This window comes from Nonomuraea sp. SYSU D8015, assembly GCF_008065375.1.
GTDB lineage: Bacteria > Actinomycetota > Actinomycetes > Streptosporangiales > Streptosporangiaceae > Nonomuraea.
The window spans coordinates 20,706-45,956 of sequence record NZ_VJYI01000030.1; the positions used below are offsets into that span (position 1 = coordinate 20,706).

The 25,251-nt window shown below is 70.4% G+C and carries 19 protein-coding genes; 8 read left to right on the top strand and 11 right to left on the bottom strand.

Annotation, left to right across the window (positions count from 1 at the left end; genetic code table 11):
- Positions 1-50 precede the first annotated feature (50 nt).
- The gene (locus ID574_RS52105) at positions 51-866 is read left to right on the top strand and encodes a YqjF family protein (RefSeq protein WP_223167980.1); all 816 of its coding nucleotides are present in this window, start codon (positions 51-53) and stop codon (positions 864-866) included.
- Between the two features lie 39 nt (positions 867-905).
- The gene (locus ID574_RS52110; protein ID WP_188196536.1) at positions 906-2,336 is read left to right on the top strand and encodes a phytoene desaturase family protein; all 1,431 of its coding nucleotides are present in this window, start codon (positions 906-908) and stop codon (positions 2,334-2,336) included.
- Positions 2,337-2,354: 18 nt separating this feature from the next.
- On the opposite strand, the gene ID574_RS52115 is transcribed toward ID574_RS52110, so the two are convergent.
- Together ID574_RS52115 and ctaD are read right to left on the bottom strand one after the other, a co-directional pair.
- On the bottom strand, positions 2,355-2,588 hold the full coding sequence (locus ID574_RS52115) for a DUF3040 domain-containing protein (protein ID WP_188196537.1): 234 nt from the start codon (positions 2,586-2,588) through the stop codon (positions 2,355-2,357).
- Between the two features lie 70 nt (positions 2,589-2,658).
- On the bottom strand, positions 2,659-4,362 hold the full coding sequence (ctaD, locus tag ID574_RS52120) for an aa3-type cytochrome oxidase subunit I (protein ID WP_188196538.1): 1,704 nt from the start codon (positions 4,360-4,362) through the stop codon (positions 2,659-2,661).
- Positions 4,363-4,661: 299 nt separating this feature from the next.
- On the opposite strand from ctaD, the gene qcrB reads away from it, so the two are divergent.
- Positions 4,662-6,296, top strand: coding sequence for a cytochrome bc1 complex cytochrome b subunit (gene qcrB / locus ID574_RS52125; RefSeq protein WP_188196539.1), 1,635 nt, complete (start codon positions 4,662-4,664; stop codon positions 6,294-6,296).
- A 14-nt stretch (positions 6,297-6,310) separates the two neighbouring features.
- Here qcrB and ID574_RS52130 read toward each other — a convergent pair whose 3' ends face one another.
- Complete coding sequence (locus ID574_RS52130) at positions 6,311-7,099, bottom strand: SDR family oxidoreductase (RefSeq protein WP_188196540.1); 789 nt, start codon at positions 7,097-7,099, stop codon at positions 6,311-6,313.
- 4 nt (positions 7,100-7,103) lie between these two features.
- Positions 7,104-7,886 carry a CPBP family intramembrane glutamic endopeptidase gene (locus ID574_RS52135; RefSeq protein ID WP_188196541.1) on the bottom strand — a complete coding sequence of 261 codons (783 nt, stop codon included), beginning with the start codon at positions 7,884-7,886 and terminating at the stop codon, positions 7,104-7,106.
- Positions 7,887-8,010: 124 nt separating this feature from the next.
- Between ID574_RS52135 and ID574_RS52140 the strand changes: the two genes are divergently transcribed.
- Both ID574_RS52140 and ID574_RS52145 read left to right on the top strand, forming a co-directional pair.
- A complete protein-coding gene (locus ID574_RS52140; RefSeq protein WP_223167981.1) occupies positions 8,011-9,093 on the top strand; it encodes a sensor histidine kinase in 1,083 nt (360 codons plus the stop codon).
- On the top strand, positions 9,090-9,722 hold the full coding sequence (locus ID574_RS52145; protein WP_188196543.1) for a response regulator: 633 nt from the start codon (positions 9,090-9,092) through the stop codon (positions 9,720-9,722). The genes ID574_RS52140 and ID574_RS52145 overlap by 4 nt, the downstream gene beginning before the upstream one ends.
- A gap of 25 nt (positions 9,723-9,747) precedes the next feature.
- On the opposite strand, the gene ID574_RS52150 is transcribed toward ID574_RS52145, so the two are convergent.
- The gene (locus ID574_RS52150; protein WP_188196544.1) at positions 9,748-11,109 is read right to left on the bottom strand and encodes a jacalin-like lectin; all 1,362 of its coding nucleotides are present in this window, start codon (positions 11,107-11,109) and stop codon (positions 9,748-9,750) included.
- A 10-nt stretch (positions 11,110-11,119) separates the two neighbouring features.
- Positions 11,120-12,415, bottom strand: coding sequence for a YncE family protein (locus ID574_RS52155; protein WP_223167982.1), 1,296 nt, complete (start codon positions 12,413-12,415; stop codon positions 11,120-11,122).
- A gap of 272 nt (positions 12,416-12,687) precedes the next feature.
- On the opposite strand from ID574_RS52155, the gene ID574_RS52160 reads away from it, so the two are divergent.
- Positions 12,688-15,906, top strand: a complete 3,219-nt coding sequence (locus tag ID574_RS52160; protein WP_188196545.1) for a penicillin acylase family protein — start codon at positions 12,688-12,690, stop codon at positions 15,904-15,906.
- Between the two features lie 128 nt (positions 15,907-16,034).
- Positions 16,035-16,187 (top strand): hypothetical protein, encoded by a 153-nt coding sequence (locus ID574_RS52165; protein ID WP_188196546.1) that lies wholly within the window; start codon positions 16,035-16,037, stop codon positions 16,185-16,187.
- A 10-nt stretch (positions 16,188-16,197) separates the two neighbouring features.
- Here ID574_RS52165 and ID574_RS52170 read toward each other — a convergent pair whose 3' ends face one another.
- A complete protein-coding gene (locus ID574_RS52170; protein ID WP_188196547.1) occupies positions 16,198-18,096 on the bottom strand; it encodes a cellulase family glycosylhydrolase in 1,899 nt (632 codons plus the stop codon).
- 229 nt (positions 18,097-18,325) lie between these two features.
- Here ID574_RS52170 and ID574_RS52175 point away from each other — a divergent pair, with 229 nt between their 5' ends.
- Positions 18,326-20,074 (top strand): ABC transporter ATP-binding protein, encoded by a 1,749-nt coding sequence (locus tag ID574_RS52175; RefSeq protein WP_223167983.1) that lies wholly within the window; start codon positions 18,326-18,328, stop codon positions 20,072-20,074.
- A gap of 196 nt (positions 20,075-20,270) precedes the next feature.
- Here ID574_RS52175 and ID574_RS52180 read toward each other — a convergent pair whose 3' ends face one another.
- Genes ID574_RS52180 through ID574_RS52195 form a run of 4 tightly spaced genes read right to left on the bottom strand, consistent with a single transcriptional unit; the run spans position 20,271 to position 25,247 of the window.
- On the bottom strand, positions 20,271-22,625 hold the full coding sequence (locus ID574_RS52180) for a discoidin domain-containing protein (protein WP_188196549.1): 2,355 nt from the start codon (positions 22,623-22,625) through the stop codon (positions 20,271-20,273).
- Positions 22,622-23,614 carry a peptidylprolyl isomerase gene (locus tag ID574_RS52185; protein WP_188196550.1) on the bottom strand — a complete coding sequence of 331 codons (993 nt, stop codon included), beginning with the start codon at positions 23,612-23,614 and terminating at the stop codon, positions 22,622-22,624. Before ID574_RS52185 ends, ID574_RS52180 begins: the two co-directional genes overlap by 4 nt.
- Positions 23,611-25,071, bottom strand: a complete 1,461-nt coding sequence (locus tag ID574_RS52190) for an alpha-L-fucosidase (protein WP_223167984.1) — start codon at positions 25,069-25,071, stop codon at positions 23,611-23,613. Before ID574_RS52190 ends, ID574_RS52185 begins: the two co-directional genes overlap by 4 nt.
- The gene (locus ID574_RS52195; protein ID WP_188196551.1) at positions 25,068-25,247 is read right to left on the bottom strand and encodes a DUF6903 family protein; all 180 of its coding nucleotides are present in this window, start codon (positions 25,245-25,247) and stop codon (positions 25,068-25,070) included. The genes ID574_RS52190 and ID574_RS52195 overlap by 4 nt, the downstream gene beginning before the upstream one ends.
- Positions 25,248-25,251: the final 4 nt, after the last annotated feature.

A 25,251-nucleotide genomic window follows, 5' to 3' on the forward strand; every position in this document is an offset into this window, starting at 1 on the left:
GGACGGTCAGCGATTGGACTCGGGGGCCTCGGGTAGAGCGTGCAGGTGGCGTGCCATGCCGGCACGATCCGTCCAGCGCGAAGGAGCGCAGTGTTGCAGCCGCCATCGAGTCCGTCATCGCCGACGACCGCGCCTGCCGGGGCGCCCGCATGAAGGCCCCGACGTCTCCGCGCGTCGCCCGGCCGGTGATGTATCACCGCTGGTCGCAGATGACGTTCCTGCACTGGCGATATCCCGTCGAGGCGGTGAGAGAGCTGGTGCCGGGCCCGTTGACGGTCGAAACGTTCGACGGGACCGCATGGGTGGGGCTGACGCCGTTCCGCATGGAGGATGCGCGGATGCCGGGCATGCCGGCACTGCCGTGGTTGTCGAGCTTTCCGGAGACGAACTGCCGCACCTACGTACGTGACGGCCGCGGACGCTCCGGCATCTGGTTCCTGTCGCTGGACGCCGGGCGGCTGGCCGCCGCGATCGGCGGGCGCGCCGCCTACTGGCTGCCGTACTTCTGGTCGGACATGTCGGTGCGCACAGAGGGCGACCGCCGGTACTACCGGTGCCGTAGACGGCTGCCGGATCCGGACGGGGCGCGGTGCGACGTGGACGTGGCGGTGGGCGCGGCGCTGACCGAGGAGGAGTACGACGAGCTGGCGCACTTCCTGACCGCCCGGTACCGCCTGTTCACCATGGTGACAGGACGCCTGGCCGCGGCCGAAACCGAGCATCCGCCCTGGCCGTTGCGGCACGCTCAGCTGATCAGCCTGCACCAGAACGTGCTCCAGGCCGCCGGCCTTCCGGCCCCGGACGGCGCCCCGATCCTGCACGCCTCGCCCGGCGTGGCGGTCCGGGTGGGGATGTGGAGCTGGTGACACGTCACGACCGGTGGCCATCGGGCAGAGAGGGCGGAAATGGCCGAGGTCGATGCGGTGGTGGTCGGCGCGGGGCCCAACGGGCTCGTCGCGGCGATCACGCTCGCGCGCGCCGGCGTGTCGGTACGGGTGTACGAGGCGGCCGCGGAGGTCGGCGGCGGCGCCACGACGCGCGAGGTGACGCTGCCGGGCTTCCGCCACGACGTCTGCTCGGCCGTGCATCCGCTGGGCGTGGGCTCCCCGGCGTTGACGGCGATGCCGTTGCAGCGGTACGGGCTTGCGTGGGTGCAGCCGCCGCTTCCGCTCGCCCACCCGTTCCCTGACGGGTCGGCCGCGGTGCTGGCCCGCTCTCCCGAGGAGACGGCGGCTTCGCTGGACGGGGACGGCCGGCGCTATCACCGCGTGATCAGGCCCTTCCTCGGGCGATGGCACGACCTCGCGGAGGACGTGCTGCGCGCCCCGATCGCCTCCTGGCCCCGCCATCCCGCCCTGCTGGCGCGCTTCGGTACGCGGGCCGCCGCGCCGGCCGCGCTGCTGGCCCGCCTGTTCCGCGGAGAACGCGCCCGCGGGCTGCTGGCCGGGCTCGCCGCCCATGCCGTCGCGCCGCTCGGCTCGCCCGGCACCGGCGGGGTCGCGTTGCTGCTCGCCCTGGCCGCGCACGAGGTGGGCTGGCCGTTCCCGCACGGCGGCGCGCAGACTCTGTCGCATGCGTTGGCCGCCTACCTGCGTCATCTCGGCGGCCACATCGAGACCGGGCACCCGGTCGCCCGCCTGGACGACCTGCCGCCGGCTCGCGTCTACCTGCTGGACGTGATGCCGGAGCGGCTGGCGGACCTGGCGGAGGGGAGGCTCCCACGCCGGTACGCGGAGCGCCTGCGCCGCTACCGCCACGGCCCTGGCGCTTTCAAGATCGACTACGCCCTGTCGGCGCCGGTCCCCTGGACCGCCGAGCCCTGCACGGTCGCCGGGACCGTACATCTCGGCCCGTCGTTCGCCGAGATCGACACGGCTCTGCGCTCCGCCTGCCGCGGCGACGCGCCTGCCGTGCCCTTCCTCATCGTCTCCCAGCCCAGCCTGTTCGATCCCTCCAGGGCACCCGGTGACGCGCAGGTGCTGTGGGTCTACGGTCATGTCCCCAACGGATGGCGTGGCGACCTGACGGCGCAGATCGAGCGGCAGATCGAGCGGTTCGCCCCCGGCTTCCGCGATCTCGTTCTGGACCGCGGCACCGCCGGCCCCGCGCAGATCGCGGCGCGCAACCCCAACAACGCCGGAGGCGACATCACCGGTGGCGCCTGCGACCGCCTGCGCCTGCTGTTCCGGCCGACGGCGTCCAGGGTGCCGTACGCCACCCCGGACCCGGGCGTCTACCTGTGCTCCTCCGCCACTCCTCCGGGCCCCGGGGTGCACGGCATGTGCGGATATCACGCGGCGCGGCTGGCGGCGCGCCGCGTGTTCGGGCCGGCGTGATCCACGCCTCGCCGTTCCTCAGCCGGTGCCCGCCGCGAGTGTGGCGAACACCAGCACCACGGCCAGAATCGTCACGACGAGCAGGATGCAGATGATCTCCAGTCCGCTGACATGGCAGGCGTAGCGTTGCGGGCCGTCCCGGGACGGGACGGCGTTGAGCGCGTCGATGCGGCGGGCGAAGGCGGGATCCCGCCAGCGAAGATTCTGCTCGATCTCGGCCAGCAGCCGGAGCTCTTGATCGGAAAGACTCATGGTCGTCACCGCGCATGCGCCCGGGCGAGCAGTTCGCGGGATGGCATGGAGACGTTGTCGAAAGGACCTGTCATGGCTTCTCCTCCTCCTGCACGGATGTGTCGTGGCCGAGGGCCGGGCGATGGGAGGTGCGCGGGTAGTGGAGGTCGAAAGCGGGCCGCTCCGAGCGGATTTGCGGGATGGAGGTGAAGTTGTGGCGCGGCGGCGGGCAGGAGGTGGCCCATTCGAGCGAGTTGCCGAACCCCCACGGGTCGTCCAGGGTGACGCGGGGCGCGTGGCGGGCGGTGTACCAGACGTTGTACAGGAACGGCAGAGTCGAGGCGCCCAGGAGGAACGCGCCGATGGATGAGACCAGGTGCAGGTCGGTGAAGCCGTCGGCGGCGCTGTAGTCGGCGTACCTGCGGGGCATGCCCGCCACGCCCAGCCAGTGCTGCACCAGGAACGTCGTGTGGAAGCCGATGAACAACGTCCAGAAGTGCCACTTGCCGAGGGTTTCGTTCAGCATTCTTCCGGTCATCTTCGGCCACCAGAAGTAGAACCCGGCGAACATGGCGAAGACGACGGTGCCGAAGACGACGTAGTGGAAATGGGCCACGACGAAGTAGGTGTCGGTGACGTGGAAGTCCAGCGGCGGCGACCCCAGAATCATTCCGGTCAGGCCGCCCAGAAGGAAGGTGACGAGGAAGCCGACCGCGAACAGCATCGGCGTCTCGAACGTCAGGTGCCCCCGCCACATGGTGCCGGTCCAGTTGAAGAATTTCACCCCGGTCGGCACCGCGATCAGGAACGTCATGAACGCGAAGAACGGCAGCAGCACCTGACCGGTCGGGAACATGTGGTGCGCCCATACGGCCATCGACAGCCCGGCGATGGAGATGGTCGCGCCGACCAGGCCGACGTAGCCGAAGATCGGCTTGCGGCTGAACACCGGGATGACCTCGGTGATGATGCCGAAGAACGGCAGCGCGATGATGTACACCTCGGGGTGGCCGAAGAACCAGAACAGGTGCTGCCACAGCATGGGCCCGCCGTTGACGGGGTCGTAGACCTGGGTGCCGAGCTTGCGGTCCGACTCGAGCACGAGCAGCGCGGCGGCCAGCACGGGGAAGGCCATGAGCACGAGCATGCTGGTCAGCAGCACGTTCCAGGTGAAGATCGGCATGCGGAACATGGTCATGCCGGGGGCGCGCATGCACACGATGGTGGTGAAGAAGTTGACCGCGCCGAGGATGGTGCCCAGCCCGGACAGCGCCAGTCCCATGATCCACAGGTCGCCGCCCATGCTGGGGCTGAACGTGCCCTCCGACAGCGGGGTGTAGGCGAACCAGCCGAAGTCGGCCGCGCCTTCAGGTATGAAGAAGCCGCTGACGACGATGAGCCCGCCGAACAGGAACAGCCAGAAGCTGACCGCGTTCAGCCGGGGGAAGGCCACGTCGGGCGCGCCGATCTGCAAGGGCATGACGACGTTGGCGAACCCCGCGAACAGCGGGGTGGCGAACAACAGCATCATGATCGTGCCGTGCATGGTGAACAGCTGGTTGTACTGCTCGTTGCTGGTGAGCTGCAGGCCCGGCTGGATCAGTTCGGCCCGGATGATCAGTGCCATGACGCCGGCCAGGGCGAAGAAGACGAAGGAGGCGATCAGGTACATGTAGCCGATGACTTTGTGGTCGGTCGTCGACAGCCAGGCTGCGAGCACCTCTCCCTTACGGTGGGCGCGGGCCGGGGCGAGCGGCGACGTCAGGGGCTCGCTGCCGGGCTTGAAAGTGGTCATATCACTCTCCGTCGTCTCCAGCGAAAACAGCAGCGCAACTACCCGGGCATATCGCTGAGAATCTCCGCATTACCGGCAATAGGGAAATCTGTTGCGACTGCCTGGTGATCGGCGCCCCGGCAGGCAGAAGAGTGCCGGTCACGTGCATACCGGTTGCCATTGAGGGGAGCTATAGGCGCGAACCAAGTTCCCGTTTCTCTGCCTATGGGGGCTGCCTCTCGGCGGCTGACGGCCGCGAGATAAAATCTGGTCATGCGGCTTACCGGTTGCTCCTGCGGTCGGCTTGGGGGAGGCCACGCATGCAAACAGCGCCGAAATTCATTACCGGGCCCAGTGGATATCTTGACGATCGCCTGGGGGCGGCGAAGTTTCTCAAGCGCAACCTGCGCAAGATCTTCCCGGACCACTGGTCGTTCCTGCTGGGCGAGATCGCGCTGTATTCGTTCATCATCCTGCTGCTGACCGGAACGTTCCTGACGTTCTGGTTCAAGCCCAGCATGCAGCACGTCATCTACGACGGCTCCTACACGCCGCTCAAGGGTGTGGGGATGTCCGAGGCGTACGCCTCGACGTTGGAGATCAGCTTCGAAGTGCGCGGCGGACTGCTGCTCCGGCAGATCCACCACTGGGCCGCCCTGCTGTTCGTGGCCAGCTTGATGATCCACATGCTGCGGGTGTTCTTCACCGGCGCCTACCGCAAACCCCGTGAGCTGAACTGGCTGATCGGAATCGGGCTGCTCACGCTCGCCCTCTTCGAAGGGCTCACCGGATACTCCCTGCCCGACGATCTGCTCTCCGGGGCGGGGCTGCGGATCACCCAGGGTGTGCTGCTGTCGATCCCGCTGGTCGGCACGTACCTGTCGTTCTTCCTGTTCGGCGGGGAGTATCCCGGCGACGTCGTCATCCCGCGCTTCTACTCGCTGCACATCCTGCTGATCCCGGGCATCCTGCTCGCACTCATCACCGCCCACCTGATGCTGATGTGGGTGCAGAAGCACACGCAGATGCCGGGCAAAGGCCGCACCGAGCGCAACGTGGTCGGCGCTCCGCTCCTGCCCGCCTTCATGGGCAAGTCAGGCGCGTACATGCTGTTCACCGCCGCCGTCCTGACGGGTCTGGCGACCTTCACGCAGATCAATCCGATCTGGTTGTTCGGTCCGTACACTCCGGCCGACATCTCCGCCGGATCCCAGCCGGACTGGTACATGGGCTTCCTGGAAGGCTCCCTGCGCCTCATGCCCGCATGGGAGATCAACCTCTTCGGCACGGCCGGGGGCACGCTGCCGCTGAGCGTGCTGATACCCGCGCTGCTCCCGCTCGGGCTGATCATCACCGGCCTGGCGCTCTATCCGTTCCTGGAACGGTGGATCACCGGCGACCGGCGCGAGCACCACATCGCCGACCGCCCGCGCAACAACCCGCACCGCACCTCGATCGGCATGTCGGCCATCACGTTCTACGGCGTGCTGTGGCTGCTCGGCGCCAACGACGTGATCGCGGCCAACTTCCACATCAGCCTCAACTGGACCACCTACGGCGGCCGGGTGCTGGTCCTCGCGGGGCCGGTGCTGGCGTACGTGATCACGTATCGCATATGCCTGGGCCTGCAGCGGGCGGACGCCGCCACCATCAGCCACGGGGTGGAGGCCGGCGTCATCAAGCGCCTGCCGCACGGGGAGTACGTCGAAGTCCACGCGCCGCCCGCGGCCGACATCGAGGCCCACGTCCGCGGCAAGACTCCTGTTCCCATGCTCCCGGCGGCCCTCCACGACGGGAAGGTCGTCCCGCCCAAGGCCGCCCGCGGCCCGCTCGGCCGGCTCAGGATCAGGATGAGCCGCGCCTACGGCGGCGAGAAGATCCCGCTCGACACCGGCCACGACCACGAGGAGCGACCGGCCATAACAGACCGGTACGAAGGGACGCCACGAGACTGATCGTCACCACCCCGTCATGACAGGTCGGGCAGCCCGAGGTCCAGGTTGGGCCGGTCGATGCCGCCGTCGACCTCCAGCACCTTGCCGGTCAGGTAGCGGGCGGCCGGGGAGACCAGGTAGAGCACCGCGGCCGCCACGTCCTCCGGCTCGCCTATCCGCCGCAGCGGCGTGGCCTGCTCCATCTGGGTGCGCATGGCCTCGTCGTTCATGACGATGTCGAGCGCGGAGGTGGCGACCGCGCCGACGGCGACCGCGTTGACCCGCACGGCGGGGGCGAGGTCGAGAGCGGCCAGCCGGGTGTAGTGCGCGAGCGCCGCCTTGGCGGTTCCGTACGCGAGGTAACCGCGGCCGGCGACGCGGCCCACGGCGGAGGAGACGTTCACGACCGCTCCGCCGCCGTCGAGCAGGTGGGGGACGGCGGCCCTGGTGAGTTCGTGCGCGACCCCGACGTTGAACTGAAACGCGTTCTCGAGATGCTGGCGCTTGGTGTCGAGGAACGCGCGGGGCAGCGCGCCGCCGACGTTGTTCACGACGATGTCCAGCCGCCCGAAGGCGTCCGCGGCCCGCTCCGCGAGCGCCTCGGCGGCGCCCGGCGCGGCCAGGTCGCCGGGGACGACCAGGGCCCGCCGACCGGCCTTCTCCACCTGGTCCGCGACCGCGCCCAGCTGCTCCTCGGTGCGGGCGCATAGGACCACGTCCGCCCCCGCCTGGGCGAGCGCGACGGCGGTGGCGGCGCCGATGCCCCGGCCCGCGCCGGTGACGATCGCGGCCGCGCCGGTTATCTGGAAGCGGTCCAGGATCATGGACTCAGCCTAGGGGCTGGCTGGAACGTGTTTCAATCGGCTGCTCGGACTTTGTCCGATGTCCCTTCAGCAGCACGGCTCCCGCCAGCGTGAGCGTGACCGTCATCAGCACGAGCTGAACGCCGAAGTTCACCGGCTGAAGAGGCAGCAGCCGCAGGCCGATGTGGAAGCCCCAGTGCACGCCGACCGCCATCCAGAGCCCGCCGCCGCGCACTCGCGCCGCCGTGCACGCGAACCCGAGCGCCACGGCCATGACCACGTAGAGCACCTTCTCCAGAACCGTGACCGCCGCGCTCTGGGAAATGATGTGCATCGCGCCGAAGACCACGGAGGAGACGATCACGACGGTCCGCATCGACAGCCGCGCCGACAGGGTGTCGACCAGGTGACCGCGCCACAGCAGCTCCTCAGGGAAGGCCTGGTTGAGTAGGAGGACGAGGGCGGCCAGCGGCAACCAGGCCAGGGCGGAGGCGTCCATCGGCATCCGGGTCGCCGCGCCTGCGGCGAGCGAGAGCACGCCGGCGACCAGCACCGGCACCAGGCCCGCGACCACACCGAGCAGGATGCCGGACGGCTTGTGCCAGCCCAGCGCCGACCACGGCCGGCGGTCGAGGAAGCGGCGGATGAGGTAGACGAACAGAAGCCCGGCGACAGTGATGCCGAGGGCGCCGAGCGGTTGCCGCAGGACGTTGTCCCGGCCCAGGAGCAGAGATGCCGGAAGGCTGCCGGCCAGGGCCTGGGCGAACATGGTCACCACGACGAGGAGGACGGACCAGATCGGTTTCATGCCACGAACGGTAGGAACGCCATGGTCGTCCGCACATCGAGCGCGGGATAGATCCGGCCATGACCAAGGTCATGGTGCCTCTGGGGGGATCACAACGCCGCATGGGAATCGTAGGGTCTGTCGCATGCCGTGGCTGCGTGACCCCGATCGCCCTCTCCTGTTCAGCGTGGTCTTCTGGCTGGTGCTCGCGGCCGTGGTGGCCATCAACCTCCAGGAACCGGGCTTCGCTCCCCGGCGCGGCGAGTTCGCCCTGAACGTCGCGCTCGTCGTCGGCCTCTGGGTGGTGCTGCCGTGGAGCCCCGCGCGCCGTCCCCACCTGGCCGCCCCCGCGTACCTGATGGCCACCGTCGCCTTGGGTATCACGGGCTCGGCGGTCACGCACCTGCCCCTGACGCTGCTCGCCATCGCCAACGTGGCGTTCGTCTACGGCATGCGCGTCGCAACCGCCATCCTCGCCGGCTCGGGGGCGTTGATGTTCGCGGTCCCCCTGGCCATGGGCAAACCGCTGCTCGGCGTGCTGGCTGAGGTGGTGGTCCTCGCGGTGCTCGCCGCATTCGTCCTGGGCATGGCGTCGGCGGTCCTGCGTGCCCGGCGGCTCGCCGAGCGCGTCAGGGAGCTGACCGTCGCCGAGGAGCGCGGGCGGATGGCCGCCGAGATGCACGACTCGATCGGCCACCACCTCACCGTCATCAAGGTGGGGCTGGAGAACGCCGAACGCTACCGTCATCGCCGCCCGGAGGCCGCCTGGGACGAGGTGCGTCAGGCCAAGGAGCTCACGGTGGCGGCCCTCGCCGACGCCCGCCGATGGGTGCGTGCCCTGCGCCCGCTCGCGCTCGACGGCCACCTCGGGAGCGCGGCGCTCAAACGGCTCGCCGACTCCTTCGCCGGCACAGGGGTCGCGGTCGACTTCCACGTGACGGGCACCGAGCGGTTGCTGGAACCCGACACCGAGCTGGTCCTCTACCGTGTGTTGCAGGAAGGGCTCACCAACGCGCTCCGCCATGCCGAGGCCGAGTCCGTGCGCGGCCGGCTGGCGTTCGAGAAGGGAAGGGTCGTGCTCGTGGTCACCGATGACGGCAAGGGCCATGACCAGGGCTTCGGATTCGGGCTGAGCTCGCTGGCCGAGCGAGTCAAGGCCCTCGGCGGCACGCTGACCAGCGGCAACGCGGCCAAGGGCTTCGAGCTGCGCGCGGAGCTGCCCGCATGATCCGCGTGCTGCTCGTGGACGACCAGGAGCTGATGCGGCAGGGGCTGCGCAAGCTGCTGGAGATCGAGGAGGGCGTCGAAGTCGTGGGCGAGGCCGGCGACGGGTCGGCCGCGCTGGCGATGATCCCCGAGGCGCGACCCGACGTGGCGCTCGTGGACGCCCGGATGCCGCGGATGGACGGCGTGGAACTGATCGCCCGCCTGTCGGCCGAGCACCCTTCGGTGGCGGCGATCGTGCTCAGCACCTTCGACGAGGACGAGTACATCTTCGGCGCCCTGCGCGGCGGCGCCGTGGGCTACCTGCTCAAGGACTGTTCGCCCGACGAGCTGGTCGCGGCCATCCGGCGGGCGAGCCGCGGCGAGACCGTGCTGGGGAGTCCCGCCGCCGCCCGCCTGGTGGCCCACCTGCGCCAGGCTCCCGTCGAGTTCCGCGGCTTTCGCGGGCAGGACCTGCTGTCGGCCCGGGAGCTCGAGGTGGCGCGGATGGTGGCGGCCGGCGCCAGCAACCGGGAGATCGCGGCCCGGCTGTTCATCACCGAGGGCACGGTGAAGAACCACGTCTCCAGCGTCCTGCGCAAGCTCGGCCTGCGCGACCGCACCCAGCTCGCGCTGCACCTGACGGAGCGCTAGCGGGCCGCGAGCCGATCGGGGCGGCTCAGGCGCCCGTGCCGGAGCCCGGCGAGATCGGGGTGCAGATCACGCCGAGTTTGTCGACCTCATCGCCGGAGCGGCCGTGGAAGCCGCTGATCCTCCAGCCCGGCGGTGCGGTGAAGGTGGTCTGGGCGCTGGTCCGGGTGCCTGCGCTGAGGGTGCGGCCCAGGGTGGTGCGGGCGCTGAGGGCGAAGATCCGGGTGTGGCCGTTCCGCTGCCCCGACCACAGGGTGAGCTGGGTGAGGTGTTCCCCCGCACCAAGGACGAGCGAGTGCGCCGTGCCGCTCGTGCCGCCGTGCGTCAGCGTCAGGCCGGTGCCGTACTCGAGGCCGACCTGGTCGATGCGCGAGCCGGCCCGGAGGAGCAGGCGACGCACCTCGGCGCCGGCCGGCAGGGCGGCCACGTCGGTGAACGGCGTGCCGTGCGGGCCCCCGAACTGCTCGCTCATCCGGATGCCGGGATCCAGGGACCAGGAGAACCTGGCCAGGTGGGGGTAGTGGTCGGACAGCGGCGCGCCCGCGTCGTCGAGGAACCTCCCGTTCTCGTTGTGGTAGCCGAGCAGGTCGAGCCGGACGAACCGGTTGCCTCGATAGAGGATCTTGTCGACGACCTCGCAGTCGTCGGTGACGTTCGCCGGGTCGCACACCAGCGCGGGGTCGCCCGCCGCCGGGGGCACGCCTCCGCGTACGGCCTGCACCCACGCGTCCTTCAGCCCGTTGTCGTCGAGCAGCGTGCGGATGTTGTCGCCGGCGCGGGTGTAGCGGGTGTTGGTGTCGCCCATGACCACGACGGCCTGGTCCGCCGAGTGGGTCCGGATGAACTGCGACAGCTGGGTGATGTTCGCCCGTCGCGCCGCCAGGTCGGCGGGCTCGACGCCGGCGTTGGCGTGCACGTTGTAGAAGTCGACGTACACGCCCTCGGCGATCCGGATGCGGGAGTACGTGAAGCCCTTGGGCGTCAGGCAGTCGGTGCCGTTGCACTGGTTCCACCTGACGCGCCGGAAGTCGCTGTAGGGCAGGCCGGACAGCGTGTTGAGCCCGTCGCCGAACGGCACGCCGCCGCTCGTCGGGGTGCGATGCGGGTGGGTGTCGGACGCGTAGAGGGCCGCGTGGTAGTTGAAGTCCTCCTGCACGTGCACGATGTCGTAGGGGCCCAGGCGGGCGCCGATCAGCGGGGTGTTGGTCGCGGGGTCGCCGCTGGACAGCGGCTCGGGGAGCCCGGCGACGTTGTAGGTGAGGACGGAGAAGGCGCCGTTCGCGCCCGATCCCGCCGCCGCGGCCGCACCGGCGGGGACCGCCGTCAGGAGCAGCAGGAGGGCGAGGACGAGCGGGACGACCGGCCGCCGGACAGCCGCGGTGACAGACATTTCGGCCCCCTCAGGTAGCGGTTTGAGGGCCGGTCCAGCCGGCGGGGACGTGGCCGAGGCGGACCCGCTGCGGATGGTCCCCGACCGGGACGGACGTCAGCTTCCGGCCCGTGGCGAAGTCGATCGCGGTGACCTGGTCGGCGCCGCTCTCGGAGACGACGCACGCCCTGCCGTCGCCGCTCACCGTCGCCCAGTAGGGCTTGGACGCGGTGACGAGCGGCCCCTCCCGCAGGGTCGCACGGTCGACGACGGTCGCGTAGTCGTCCATGGTCCCCGCGACGCACAGTTTGTCGCCGCCGGGGTTGACCGACAGGCCGTGGTGGCGTGAGTCGTTGATCCAGTCGGTGCGGTTCGTGCTGGTCGCAGGGTTACCCGGCAGGGTCTTGACCCGGGTGATCCGGTCGGCGGCCACGTCGTACTCGTAGAGGCCGTTGAAGAACGACACCTGGAAGTACAGCTTGGACTCGTCGGGGGCGAACACGGCGGGCCGGACGGCGTCCGAGACGTTCCTGTGCCCGAAGGCGTCCAGCCGCTGCCGCATGTCGATGACCTTGACCTGCTGGAACGTGGAGGTGTCGACGACGGTGATGCGCCGGTCGCCCTTCGTCCAGTCCAGCCACGGGTCGTCCAGGTCGGTGTTCACCTCGCCGATCGACATGTTCCACAGGTACCGGCCGTCGCGGGTGAACACGTTCTCGTGCGGCTTGTCGCCGGTCCTGAACGACCCGGCCTCCCTGCCGGTCCGGATGTCGAGGACGTGGACGGTGTTGGACGTCGAGGCCGACACCGCGACGCGCCGGCCGTCCGGCGAGACCGCCATGTGGTCAGCCCGGTAACCCGACACCCGGAACCGCCAGTTGATCCTGCCGGTGGCCAGGTCGATCGAGACGACGTCGGCGAAGCTCGGCCGCGAGACGACCACGGCCGTGCCGTCGGGCGTGGTGTACATGTCGTCCACGAACTGGTCGTGCCCTTCGCCGACGGTCTCCCGGATGGCGAGGAAGTAGGCCAGCTTGACGGGGTCGAGGTAGATCTCGCTCAGCCGCTGGTCCTTGTCGGGGACGACGTCGACGCGGCCGATCTTGGCGAAGTCGCCCGTGGAGGCGATGACGTCGGCCGTGCCCTCCCAGTTGTTGCCGACGAACAGCACCTCCCGTAAGGCCGAGGCGTCCGCCTGCCGTGTGGCCGCGTCCGCCGTCCCGGAGCCCGCCAGGGCCATCGCCAGCACGGCCGCCATCCCGCCGAGGATCGGCCGCCTGGAGTGTCCCATCGAGCGGCGCGAGTACCTGTTCCTGCCAGAGAACATCGTCGCCCTGCCTTTCGCACGGGTCGGTCATCGCCTGCGGTAACGCGCGGAGCAGCGCGTGGTCCACCGCCTGGAACGTGTTCTATCCGGACTGGCTACTCGAGAGTAGGGATTGCTTCTCCCTCCGGCAAGACCCGACGCGAGGGCGGGCCGCCGGCGCTCACGGAGACGGGCCGTTGACCGACGGGCTACTGGAGCGTAACTTGCAGGCAGCGAAACCTGAGCAGGGCTCGTGTTCTCGTGGACTCGACCTTCGGCCCGGAGAGGATGCCATGCGCGTCTTACCTGCGGTCGCGACGGCCACCGCCCTCGCCACCCTCACAGCGGTCCTCACCGCACCCCCCACCTCCGCCTCCAGCACGACCTCCGCCCCCGCCACCACCGCCGCGCTCGCCGAGATCTGGGACGACTACTGCCTCGGGCAGTGCTCCGACGTCCTCCCGCCCGGTCAGAACGGCAACGCCACCCTGGTCGAGGTCCTCGGCAACCAGGCGTTCGGCACGCTGCCCCCGCACAGCGGCGACCAGCTCGGCAAGTACGCCGGCCTGATCAACGCCTACACCGGCCTCACGGACGACCAGATCGAGAACTTCTTCAACGACGCCTCTTTCGGCGTCCCCGCCGGCCAGGTGGAGAGCACGATCACACCCCGCGCGGACGTCACGATCACCCGCGACAAGGCGACCGGCGTGCCGCATATCAAGGGCACGACCAGGGACGGCGCGATGTACGGGGCCGGTTTCGCCGGCGCCTGGGACCGGCTGTTCCTGATGGACCTCATGCGCCACGTCGGCCGCGGCGACCTGACCACCTTCGCCGGCGGCGCCCAGGGCAACCGCGAGCTGGAGCAGAGCGTCTGGCGCAACTCTCCCTACACCGAGGCCGACTTCCGGGCCCAGCTCGACCGCCTGCGCGCGAGCGGCCCGCGCGGCGCCCAGCTCTACGCCGACGTCCAGAACTACGTCGCGGGCGTGAACGCCTACATCGACCGGTGCATGTCCCGGCGTGACTGCCCCGGCGAGTACGTGCTCACCGGCCACCTGGACTCCGTCACCAACGCCGGCGGCCCCAAGCACTTCGTGATCACCGACCTCATCGCCATCGCCGGCGTCATCGGCGGCCTGTTCGGCGGCGGTGGCGGCATGGAGATGCAGTCGGCGCTGGTACGGGCGGCCGCGCGCGCCAGATACGGCACCGCCGCCGGCGACCAGGTGTGGGAGGCGTTCCGCGGCCGCAACGACCCCGAGACCGTGCTGACCCTGCACGACGGGCAGAGCTTCCCCTGGGGGAACCCGCCCGCCGGCGCCACCGGCGTCGTGCTGCCCGACCCCGCGACGACCCGGCCGGTGAGCGTGGTCGAGGCGGCGACCGGCTCGGCGGTCACACCGGAGACCGAGGCCGAGGGCGTGCTGCCCGGGCTGCGCGTGGAGCCGGGGCAGGCGTCCATGTCCAACGCCGTGGTCGTCTCGGCGGCCAAGTCGGCCACCGGGCGTCCGATCGGCGTCTTCGGCCCGCAGACCGGCTATTTCGCGCCCCAGCTGCTGATGCTCCAGGAGATCGAGGCGCCCGGCATCAAGGCCCGCGGCGCCGCGTTCGCGGGGCTCAACATGTACGTCCTGCTCGGCCGGGGTCCCGACTACGCGTGGAGCGCCACGTCCAGCAACCAGGACATCTCCGACACCTACGCGCTCACGCTGTGCGAGCCCGGAGGCGGCGCCCCGACCCCCGACTCCGCGCACTACCTGTTCCGCGGGCAGTGCGTCGCGATGGAGAAGCTGGAACGCACCAACTCCTGGAAGCCCACCACCGCCGACAACACCCCCGCCGGCTCGTACAAGCTGGTCATCCACCGCACCAAGTACGGCCTGGTCACCTGGCGCGGCACCGTGAACGGCACGCCCGCCGCGTTCGCCACCCTGCGCTCGACCTACATGCGCGAGGCGGACTCCGCGATCGGCTTCATGATGTTCAACGAACCCGCGCAGATGGGCACCGCGGCCGACTTCATGACCTCCGCGTCGAACATCGCGTTCAACTTCAACTGGTTCTACGTCAACTCGGCCGACGCCGCCTACTTCCTGTCCGGGGACGTGCCGTCGCGCACGGCTGCCTCCGACCCGAACCTGCCGATGACGGCCGATCAGGCGCACGAGTGGCAGGGCTGGGACCCGGCGACGAACGTCGCCGCGTACCTGCCGGTGGCCCAGCGTCCCAAGTCCGTGAACCAGGACTACTACGTGAGCTGGAACAACAAGCAGGTCAAGGACTTCGGCGCGGCGGACGGCAACTTCAGCTTCTCCGCGGTTCACCGGGGCGACCTGCTGGACAAGCCGGTCAAGGCGGCGCTGTCCGGCGGCGGCAAGCTGGACCGCGCGGGCACGGTGAAGATCGTCGCCGAGGCGGCGGTGACCGACCTGCGCGGCAAGGAGGTCCTGCCAGAGCTGCTCCGCGTGCTCGGCCCAGTGAACGGTACGGGGGACGACCCGGCGCTGTCGTCCGCCGTCGCCAAGCTGTCGGCCTGGCGTCAGGCGGGCGCGCTGCGCAAGGAGACCACGCCGGGCGGCAAGGCGTACGCCCACGCCGACGCCATCCGCGTCATGGACGCCTGGTGGCCCAAGCTGGTCCGCGCCCAGTTCCGCCCCGGCCTCGGCGCCCAGCTCTACCAGGCCCTGGTGAGCGCCCTGCAGATCAACGAGTCGCCCTCCGGACACCAGGCGGGCGACGTGTCCTCCTACCCGGCCTCCGCCAACGGCGCCCAGCCGCACAAGGGATCCGCCCTGCAGTACGGCTGGTGGGGCTGGGTGGACAAGGACCTGCGCGCGGTGCTCGGCGACCCGGTGGCCGGGGCGCTCCCGCGACGCTACTGCGGTGACGGGACCGTCGCCGGGTGCCGGCAGGTGCTGCTCGCCAGCCTCGCCGAGGCGCTGGCCGAGCCGGCGGCGACCACGTACCCGGGCGACGACGTGTGCGCGGCGGGCGACCAGTGGTGCGCCGACACGATCCGGCAGGCCCCGCTCGGCGGGATCAAGCACGCGTTGATCTCCTGGCAGAACCGGCCGACCTACCACCAGGTCGTCTCGTTCCCCGCACGGCGCGGCGACGACGTGGCGAACCTGGCGCGCGGCCGTACGGTGACCGCGTCGAGCACCGAGGGCTCGCTGTCGGGCGCCCGGGCCGTCGACGGCGACCTGAGCACCCGCTGGGGCAGCGCGCACGGCGACAACCAGTGGATCCGTGTGGACCTGGGCTCCGTGCGGCGCGTCGGCAGGGTGATCCTGCGTTGGGAGGCGGCCTACGGCAAGGGCTACCGGATCGAGGTGTCGAACGACGGCGCATCCTGGTCGACCGTGCACACCGCCACGGCGGGGGACGGAGGCGTCGACAACGTCACCTTCCCGGCGGTCAACGCCCGCCACGTCAGGATGAGCGGCGTCCAGCGTGGCACCCAATGGGGCTACTCGCTGTGGGAGTTCGGGGTGTACGGCCACTGACGCCGGACGACGCGGGCGCCCTCCCTCTCGAGGGCGGGCGCCGGCATGGAGGGGCCCGGAATAGAGCGCGGGAAAGCGCTGTTCACGCCATCAAGTTCAAATTCGAACTTCTGGCGAAAGGGATCGTCATGGAAATCGCCTTCATGCTCGTCATGAGCCTCCTCGTCGGCAGCATCCTCACCGGTGCGACGGCCTTCCTCGTGCTGAGCGGCATCAGGGACCGGCAGTGGCCGGTGCTCCGGCGCCGCCGCGTCGTCTACCGCGGCTTCCTGCCCCGCTGACCACCGGCGATCAGGCGGGGAAGAGCCGGCTCTTCCAGGCGGCGAGTTCGCCGGCGGCCGCCGTCAGCTGGGCGGGGGTGACGGCGGGGCCGGTGGCCGCGTCGACCACCAGGGTGACGTGGACGGTGCCCGGCGCGGCGCCGGAGGGGTTCAGCAGCAGGCGGCGGGCCGAGGTCGAGCCGGTCTCCGTCGCGATCGCCGCGGGTCCGGAGGAGGGCAGGCCCACGCGCGTGGCCACGTCGCCGGCCACGACGGTGCCGGCGGCGGTGAAGGACGCCGGCAGGTGCAGCTCGGTCGGGGCGCTCGGGGCCGTGGCGGGTTCACGCCAGACCACGACGCCGAAGCGCCGGTCCTTGACGAGGGAGGCGAGGTTCGGCATGGAGGACGGGACGGTCAGCCAGGCCTGCTGCTGCCCGACGCCGCCGTAGCCGGACCGGGCGAGGTCCTCGTAGGCGAAGGCCAGCAGGTCGCCGGCGACCGCGGACGGGTAGAGGCGGTCCAGCACCGACCGGTCCAGGCGGGTGCTCACGACGCCCGACGCGTCGGCGGCGACCACGGAGAAGTCCTCGTCGTTCCAGGCGTCACCCTCGGTGCGCACCTTGGCGGGGTTGCGGTTCATCAGCTCGTGGTGCCGGCCGCTGTAGACGTCCCAGTGCCACTGGGTGGAGGACAGCACGTCTCCGCCGGCGGCGGCGTCCTGCCACCAGTTCTTCCCGGGCACCCCGGAGTCCATGGCCTGGTACATGGCGCGCACCATCCACGGCGTGCGGTCGCTGCCGTTCCCCGACAGCTTGTGGCCGAACTCCGAGACGAAGGGCGCGGTGGCCAGGGCGCGGGCCCGGTCGCGGATCTCGTTCATCGCCGCGTCGTACACGCCGTCCGAGGCCGGTGACGGGTCGATGGTCATGCGGGCGCCGTCGTAGAAGTGGCTGTTGAAGACGTACCGGGTGCCGAGGGCGCCGACCGTGGCGAGGCCGCCCTCCTCGAAGAAGCCGGTGTTCCAGAAAACCAAAGGCTCCACGAAGGCCGGCTTGGACGCCCACCCGGCGGCGTCCATGGCCGCACGGAAGCGCTGGTAGAAGGGCATCAGGTAGGTCTTCTCCCACTCCAGGCCGCTCTGTCCGGAAAGGCCGCCGTCGAAAGGTTCGTTGAAGGGGTCGAAGCCGATGACGGAGGCGAACTCCTCCGCCGACAGCCGCTGCTTGATATGCCTCATGGCGGCCGTCGCCTGCTGCAGGAACGCGTCCTGGACGCCGACCTCGCCCGCGGCCGTGCTGATGCGCCGGTTGCGCCAGAAGTCGTAGGCGGCCCGGCGGACCGCCTCGTTGGTCTGCATGTTCTGCCCCCACAGGAAGCAGATGCCGCACGACTCCCTGGGGTAGTTCCCGGCTTTGACCACCCATTCCGGGGCGCCGTCCCCGGTGTACCAGCTGTCCTGGTGGAACAGGTACGAGGAGTACAGGTCCTGGTGATAGTCCACCAGGACGCGGATGCCCCGGCTGGTGAACGCGCGGATCTGCTCGACCGCCCTGTCGAGGTAGGCGTGGTCGACGGTCGACGGGGACGGCTGGACGCCCTCCCAGCTGATGAGGAACCGGATCACGTTCGCGCCGGTGAGGTCGCGCATGGCCTGGGCCGAGCGCGCGGCGTCGGTGCTGCTGCGGAACGGCAGCAGGGAGTTCTCGTACAGCTTGGTGCTTCCGGAGACGTTGAACCCGCGCAGCGTCACCTCCCTGCCGTGGCCGTCGCGGAAGACCCAGCTCCGCTGCTTGGCCGTGACGGTCAGCGGGGTCGGGGCCGTGGGCGCGGCCGCGGCGTCATGGGCGTTGCCGGAGACCAGGCAGAGCGCCAGGACGGTTGCCAGAGCGGGGGCGGCCAGGCGCGCCGCACGGGACGACACTGCTCGCATAACCGGAGAATAGAGCCCGGCTCATGTTTTGCAAGTGGCAAGGACGGCCAAGATCGCCGGGGCCGGAAAATCGCTCGCTCGTCCGTACCCCTTGCGGCAGCATGGTCACGGTGGGTGTCGGCATCCGGGAAGGCGGGTGGTCGTGCTTCTGTCACGGGAAAACTCCGGAGACGGTTCATCTGTACGAAAATCGGCGGTTCTGCTCGCACTGCGCTACTACTGCGGCGAGGTGAGGCGCCAATGGCGGGTCGCGGTGCCGGCGCTGACGATGCCGGCGCTGGGCAACATCTGCCTGTTCTACCTGGCGCCGCTGGCGGTGGCCGGGCTCGTGGGACATCTGGCCGGCGGCGGTGACGGCTCCCTCACCGCGCTCCTGCCCTACGTGCTCGGCTTCGGGGCGTTGCTGCTGGCGGGCGAGGCGCTGTGGCGGATCGGGCTCCACTTCCTCAACCGCACGGACGCCCGGGGCATCGAGCGGCTCGGCGTGGTGGGCATGGACGAGCTGCTGACCAAGGACGCCGCGTTCTTCCATGACAACTTCGCCGGTTCGCTGACCAAACGGGTGCTGGGATTCTCCGGCAGGTTCGAGGAGTTCTTCGACACCCTCACCTTCTCGATCATGGCCAAGCTGGTGCCGCTGGCCTTCGCCTCGGTGGTGCTGTGGCGCTACGACCCGTTGCTGGTCCTCGTCCTCCTGGGCCTCATCGTGGTCACCGGCGTGCTCGTCGCCCCGCTCATCCGCCGTCGCCAGGCGCTGGTCGACGAACGCGAGGCCGCGAAGGTGCTGGTGTCGGGCCACGTCGCCGACGTGCTGTCCAACATGGACACGGTCCGCGCCTTCGCCGCCGAGGACCGCGAAGCCGCCGAGCACCGGGCGAGGGTCGCCGAGCAGAGCAGGCTGTCCCTGCGGTCGTGGGACTACGGCAACCTCCGGGTGGACACCGTCGTCGCCCCGATGTCGGTCCTGACCAGTGCCGTGGGCCTGCTCCTCGCCGTGGCGCTGCGAGGCGGTCTGGGCGTGGAGGCCATCGTGGTCACCTTCACCTACTACTCGAACACGATCAGCATCATGTTCGAGTTCAACCAGATATACCGGCGCATGGAGAGCGTGCTCACCGAGGCCGCCCAGTTCACCGAGTTGCTCCTCGTGCCGCCGACCGTGGTCGATCCTCCCGACCCTCAGCCGCTGCGCCCGGCCGACGCCGGCGTGCGCTTCGAGCGGGTGAGGTTCGCCTACGCCGACGGCCCGCCCCTGTTCGAGGGCCTCGACCTCGACATCCCCAGCGGCACCAAGATCGGCCTGGTCGGCCAGTCCGGCGGCGGCAAGAGCACCCTCACCCGGCTGCTGCTGCGCCTCATGGACATCGACGGGGGCCGGATCCTGATCGGCGGCCAGGACATCAGCCGGCTGTGCCAGGCCGACCTGCGCAGCCTCATCGCCTACGTCCCGCAGGAACCCGCCATGTTCCACCGGTCCGTACGCGACAACATCGCCTTCGCCCGGCCGGGCGCCACGGACGCCGAGATCCTCCAGGCGGCGCGGGCGGCGCACGTCACGGAGTTCGCCGAGTCCCTGCCGGACGGATTCGACACCTTGGTGGGCGAACGCGGCGTCAAGCTCTCCGGCGGACAGCGGCAACGCATCGCCCTCGCCCGCGCCATCCTGCGCGACGCCCCGATCCTGCTGCTGGATGAGGCGACCAGCGCCCTCGACTCCGAAAGCGAGATCCTCGTCCAGGAAGCGTTGTGGCGGCTGATGCAGGACCGCACCGCCCTCGTGGTCGCCCACCGCCTGAGCACCGTCGTCCGCATGGACCGCCTCGTCGTGCTCAACCGGGGGCGCATCGTGGAGCAGGGCACCCACGGCGAGCTGCTCCGGGCCGAAGGCCCCTACGCCCGGCTCTGGCGCCACCAGTCCGGCGGCTTCCTGGTCGACGACGACACCGTCGACGACGCCCCGGACGTGCTGCACCGCTGACGGCGCGGGTGGACGCCGTGGCGCCCGCCCCCGCCGGTGGCCGTCGCCTGCATCCGGCCCGGCCTGCCAGGCCCGTTTTCCGCAGGCGCCATTTCGTCGCGCTCAGCGCGCCCGGTGCCCTTCGGCGTCATCTCCGGAAGGGACCGGGCGCGGCGGAAAAGAACGGGTGAGCCGTGGCGACGTGTGGAAGACCAGGCTAGGCCGTGCGGTAAACGGCGATCTCGGTCATGGTCGGGGTGTACACCTCGGTCGGCAGCTGCCCGGTGAGCGCCACCCGGAGCCGTGACGTCGTGACGCTGCCGAAGCCGGTCACGGACAGGTCGTGGCCGATGCCGTCGGAGCGGCTCGCGAACGTCACCCAGGCGCCGGTCCCCGCATCCCATCGCTGCAGCTCGAACGAGCGGACCCGCGGGTTGGTGCCCGAGTCGGTGTACTCGTCGAGGTACACCTCGTCGAAGGTCGTGTCCGCGCCGAAGCCGACGTCGAGCGTGATCGGATAGCTCGCGTCGTCGGCCGCCGCCCAGCGGGTCGCCCGGTCGCCGTCGGTCAGCTTGTCCGCGGTGAGCGTGCCGCCCGCGCCCGGGTGGGTCGAGCTCGCGGTGACCGGTTTGCCGAGGGCCAGGTTGACCCGGTCGTCGCCCTCCTCCTCGATGGGGTCGTCATCGACCGGGTTGTCGACCTTCTCACCGATCGGGCTCTCCGCGATGCCGAGGTCCGGCGCGGCGCCGTAGTAGATGTGCGTGCCGAGGAAGTCCTCGGTGCCCAGGCGGGGGTTGTACCGGCCGGCGTCGATGAGCGGCGAGTCGTCGCGCAGCTTGAAGTGCGCCGCGGCCGTCCGGACCTGCTTCACGCCCAGCCCGGTGGGGTACTTCGCGGGGTCGCCGACGAACTTGGGATCGGCCCGCAGCTTGCGCCGGTCGGCCGGTTCCTGGCTGGAGGGGGTGCCGCTCGCCTCGTAGAAGTCGTTGTTGGAGAACACCGCGTTGCGCAGGGCTCCGGTGCGGCGATACCACGGCGTCGATTTCGCGGTGGAGGTGTTGTAGAAGATGTTGTTCAGGAAGTAGACGGTGCTCAGGAACGTCTCGTCGTGGAAGTAGTCGAGCTCCGCGCCGTCGTAGACGAAGGTGTTGTTCACGAAGTAGGTCGGCGAGTAGTTCGTCGACAGCATGTTCTTCACGAGCACGCCGTTGTCGTTGACGCTCAGGTTGTAGCGGGCGACCGAGTTGGAGCTGTTGCCCATGTACGACATCCAGCCGGCCGGATTGTCGTGCGAGTAGTTGAACTGGTAGGTGACGTTGAAGTTCGTGTACTCCAGGTCCCATGGAGTGCCGTCGAACTCGTTGTACGGGCCGCCGTAAACCTCGTTGTACTGCATCACCGAGTCGGCGCCCGCCCACAGATAGAGCGCGACCGACACCGAGCCATAGCGCTCGAGGAATCCGTTGACCTCGTTGTACTCGACCGTCATGTTCTTGGTGTTGGCCAGCTGGATCGCGCCCTGGCCGACGCTTTCCGCGTAGTTGTGGCCGATGTAGACGTCACGGCTGTACAGGTCGCGGGTGCGCACCCAGAGCTGTTCCCAGCCCTCGTGGAACTTCCCGCTCTCGTCGTACTGGCCGGAGGACGCTCCGTCGGCGCCGAACCAGTTGAAGGCGAACTGCACGGCGTGCAGCTCGACCTTCATGAAGGTGTTGTCCTCGATCCGGACGTCCTTGAAGTAGTAGCCGCCGGTGCCGTACTCCTTGTAGTTGCGGCTGCCGAAGACCTGGAAGTTGACGCCGCCGTAGTGGATCCGCTGCCAGTTGCTCGGGCCGTCGAGGTCGTGGACGTACACGTCGGAGATGCGGAAGTGGTCCATGATGCTGTCCGCGCCCGCCGGCAGCAGGTCGGCGTTGATCGAGACCATGATGCCGTCGCGAACGTAGCGCCCGGTGGTGATGTCGGTCGCGAAGTCGTCGTCGTTCGACAGCTCGACGTTGTTGATCTCGAAGTGCTGCTGGTTGCGCAGCACGATGGCCCCGGTCAGGCCGACCGTGTCGGGGTTCTTCGTGCCGTCCGCCCGGAACGGGCTCGGCACCTTGCCGTTCGTCGCGATGTAGGGCTTGCGGGCGCGCGGGTCGCCGTACGCCGAGATGGTGATCGGCTTGCCCGCGCTGCCCGAGCCCTTCGGCCACAGCTGCTGGTCGTGCCACTGCTCGCCGGTCTTGAGCAGGATGCGGTCGCCGGGCCTGAACGTCGTCGCGTTCGCCTTGGCCAGGCTGCGCCAGGCGTTCCTCGGCGAGGTGCCGGGCGCGTTGTCGCGGCCGTTCGTGGCGTCGATGAAGTAGTCCCTGCCGCCCGTCGGGTTCGGCGTGTTGCCGGGCAGGTCCGGCTTGGCGGCGGCGGAGGCGCGCTCCGTGGCCGCGACGGCGGGTGCGGCCGGTGCGAGCAGCGCGGTGAGCAGCGCGGTGAGCAGGGCCGCGAGCAGGGCGGTCAGGCCCGTGCGCAGCGCCCGCACCGAAGGTCGTCGGCGGGCCGGTGCTATGGGGGGTGCGGTACCGACAGGTTTCACTGGTGCACATCCTCTGCGTTGATGGCGTCCACCGCCGCCGTGTCGACCTCGATGTCGCTGCCGGCCACTCGGCGCTGGAGGAACTGGTTGAACTTCTCCTCGATGAGCGACTGCCGGATGCGTCGGGAGTACTCGGCGAACGCCGCGTCCTCGTCGACGGTCTTGCCGTTGAGCTCGTAGAAGGTGATCTGGCCGGTGCCCGGCACCGGGGCGGAGATCCGGCCCGGCGAGAGCGTGCCGAGCACCGCCATGAGGTCCTGGTCGTGGGCGGCCGCGCCGCCGCCGTGGTGCGTGGCAGTCGTCAGCTTGGCGCCCGGTTCCCGGTCCGCGACCTCCGCCAGCCGGTCAGCCGCGGCCACCCGCCGCTGGAGCCCGGCCGCGTAGTCCGCGGAGGCGCCGTCGGGCACCGGCACCACGAGCTTGGAGTACGTGTATGTGGTCGCGTTGGCGCTCCAGGCGTCGCGGTCGGCGTCGAACGCCCGCCGGACGTCGGCGTCGGTGACCCGGAGCCTGCCGTCCTGGCTGAGCCGCTGCTTCAGCGCCGTGGTGAGCGCGGTGAGCCGGTGCGAGTAGTACTCCTCGGGGGAGAACTCCTTCAGGCCGTAGACGACCTCGCCCCTGGCGATGGCGGCGGCGCGCCGCTCGTTCTCGCCGGCCAGGTCGGCGAGGAAGTCCGCGTGGTCGGCGGAGTCGATCAGGCCCTCCTCCTCGGCGAGGACGAGCGTGGTCTTGTCCCGCCGGATCTCGTCGAGCGCGCGTCCCGCGAGCCGCTGGAGCGCGGTTCGACCGGTCCGGGCGACGGGGCCCTGCTGGTTGCGTAACTCGTTCTGGATGCGGGGCTCGAGCCGCCGCATGTGGAAGAGAAGCTCGTCGCGGGTCACGGCGTGCCCGTCGATGGAGGCGACAGCGTCGGTGCGGTGGGTGAGCGCCACGCCGGTGACCACCAGAGCGGCCAAGGCGGTCAGCACGCCGGCGAACAGGATCTTCATGAGGCCGCCCCGATCGCGGCCACGCGGGCGACGACGGGCGTGTCCCTGGCCTCGGGCACCTCGACCAGCACGGCGTCCACCTCGGCCGGCGGGAACGTCAGGATGCGCTGGTATCCCACCGCGTTCGCCTCGGCGAGGGTCGTCCACCGGCCGTCCCTGCGGCCCCGGACGACCACGTGCTCGATGCGCTGCCCCTGCGTGATGTCCTCACCCACGGCGACCGCCTCGACCCGGCGCGGCCGGGCGAACGCGAGGGTCACGGCGGGCAGGGGGTCGGCGTCGTCCGGCCGCCACGGCGTGCGGCCCGTGCCGGGCCACGCGGTCGCGACGTCGCCCGGGGCCCCGGACGACACCGTCGCGGTGGCCTCGACGCGCCGCGCGCGGAAGTCCTCGATGCGCCGCCCGAGCCGCTCCAGCACCGCCACGTCGGCGTCCCGCAGCCGCCCGTCACGGGCCGGCGGGACGTTGAGCAGGAAGCAGGAGTTGCCGCCGACGGCACGCAGATAGATGGCGAACAGCTCGTCCGCGGAGCGGACCGAGGCGTCCTCGCCCGGGTGGTGGAACCATCCGGGCCGGATCGAGGTGTTCACCTCGGCCGGGTACCAGATGAGGTCGTCTGCTCTTATCGGCTCGGGAGCCCCGCTCCCTTCGAAGTGCCCTGCCAGGGCGGCGCGGCTGCCGAGGTCGCGGTCGTCGCTGCGGACGAGCCGGGCGAAGGCGCCGTCGTCCGCCTGCTGCGAGCGCTCCGCGATCCGCTCGGCGTCCCGCAGGGCCCGCGGGACCACGCTCCACTCGTCGGGGCGGGTGTCCCCGGCCTCGTTGCCGCACCAGCGGACGTCGGGTCCGCACACGCTGATGACCGCGTCCGGCTGCAGCTCGCGCACCACCGCGTAGTACCGCTCCCAGTCGTACACCTGGCGCTTTCCGTCCGGGCCCTCGCCGTTCGCGCCGTCCAGCCACACCGAGAACACCGGCCCGTACCGGGTGAGCAGCTCGGTGAGCTGGGCCACGTAGAAGTCGTCGTACGCCGTGCCGCTGCCGTAGGACGCCTCGGCGCGGTCCCAGGGCGACAGGTAGATCCCGAACCGCAGACCGTGCCGCCGGGCCGCGCCGGCGACCTCCGCGACCACGTCGCCCTTCCCGCCGCGCCAGGGCGACGAGGCCACCGTGTACGTCGTGACGTCGCTGGGCCACAGGCAGAAGCCGTCGTGGTGCTTGCAGGTGAGGATCACGCCGGTCATCCCGGCGGCCTTGAGCGCCGTGATCCACTGGTCGGCGTCGAGCCCGGCCGGGTCGAAGACGGCCGGGTCGTCGCGCCCGTCGCCCCACTCCCGGTCCGTCATCGTGTTCATGCCGAAGTGGATGAACCCGTAGAACTCCATCGCCTGCCACGCGAGCTGGCGCTTGCTCGGCCGGACCGCGGCCAGCGCGCGTCCGGCCGACGCCCCCGCGATCACCGGAACCGCCGGTTGTACGAGGCGAGCACGGCCAGCAGCCCGCCCAGCGCGGCCAGCATGATCGCCAGGCTGCCCCACCCGGTCGTCGTCCGCGCGGCGACGACGACGGCGACGCAGCCGGCCACGGCGAGCGTCCTGGCGGTGACGAGCAGCACGCTGCGCGTCGATTCCTTCATGATC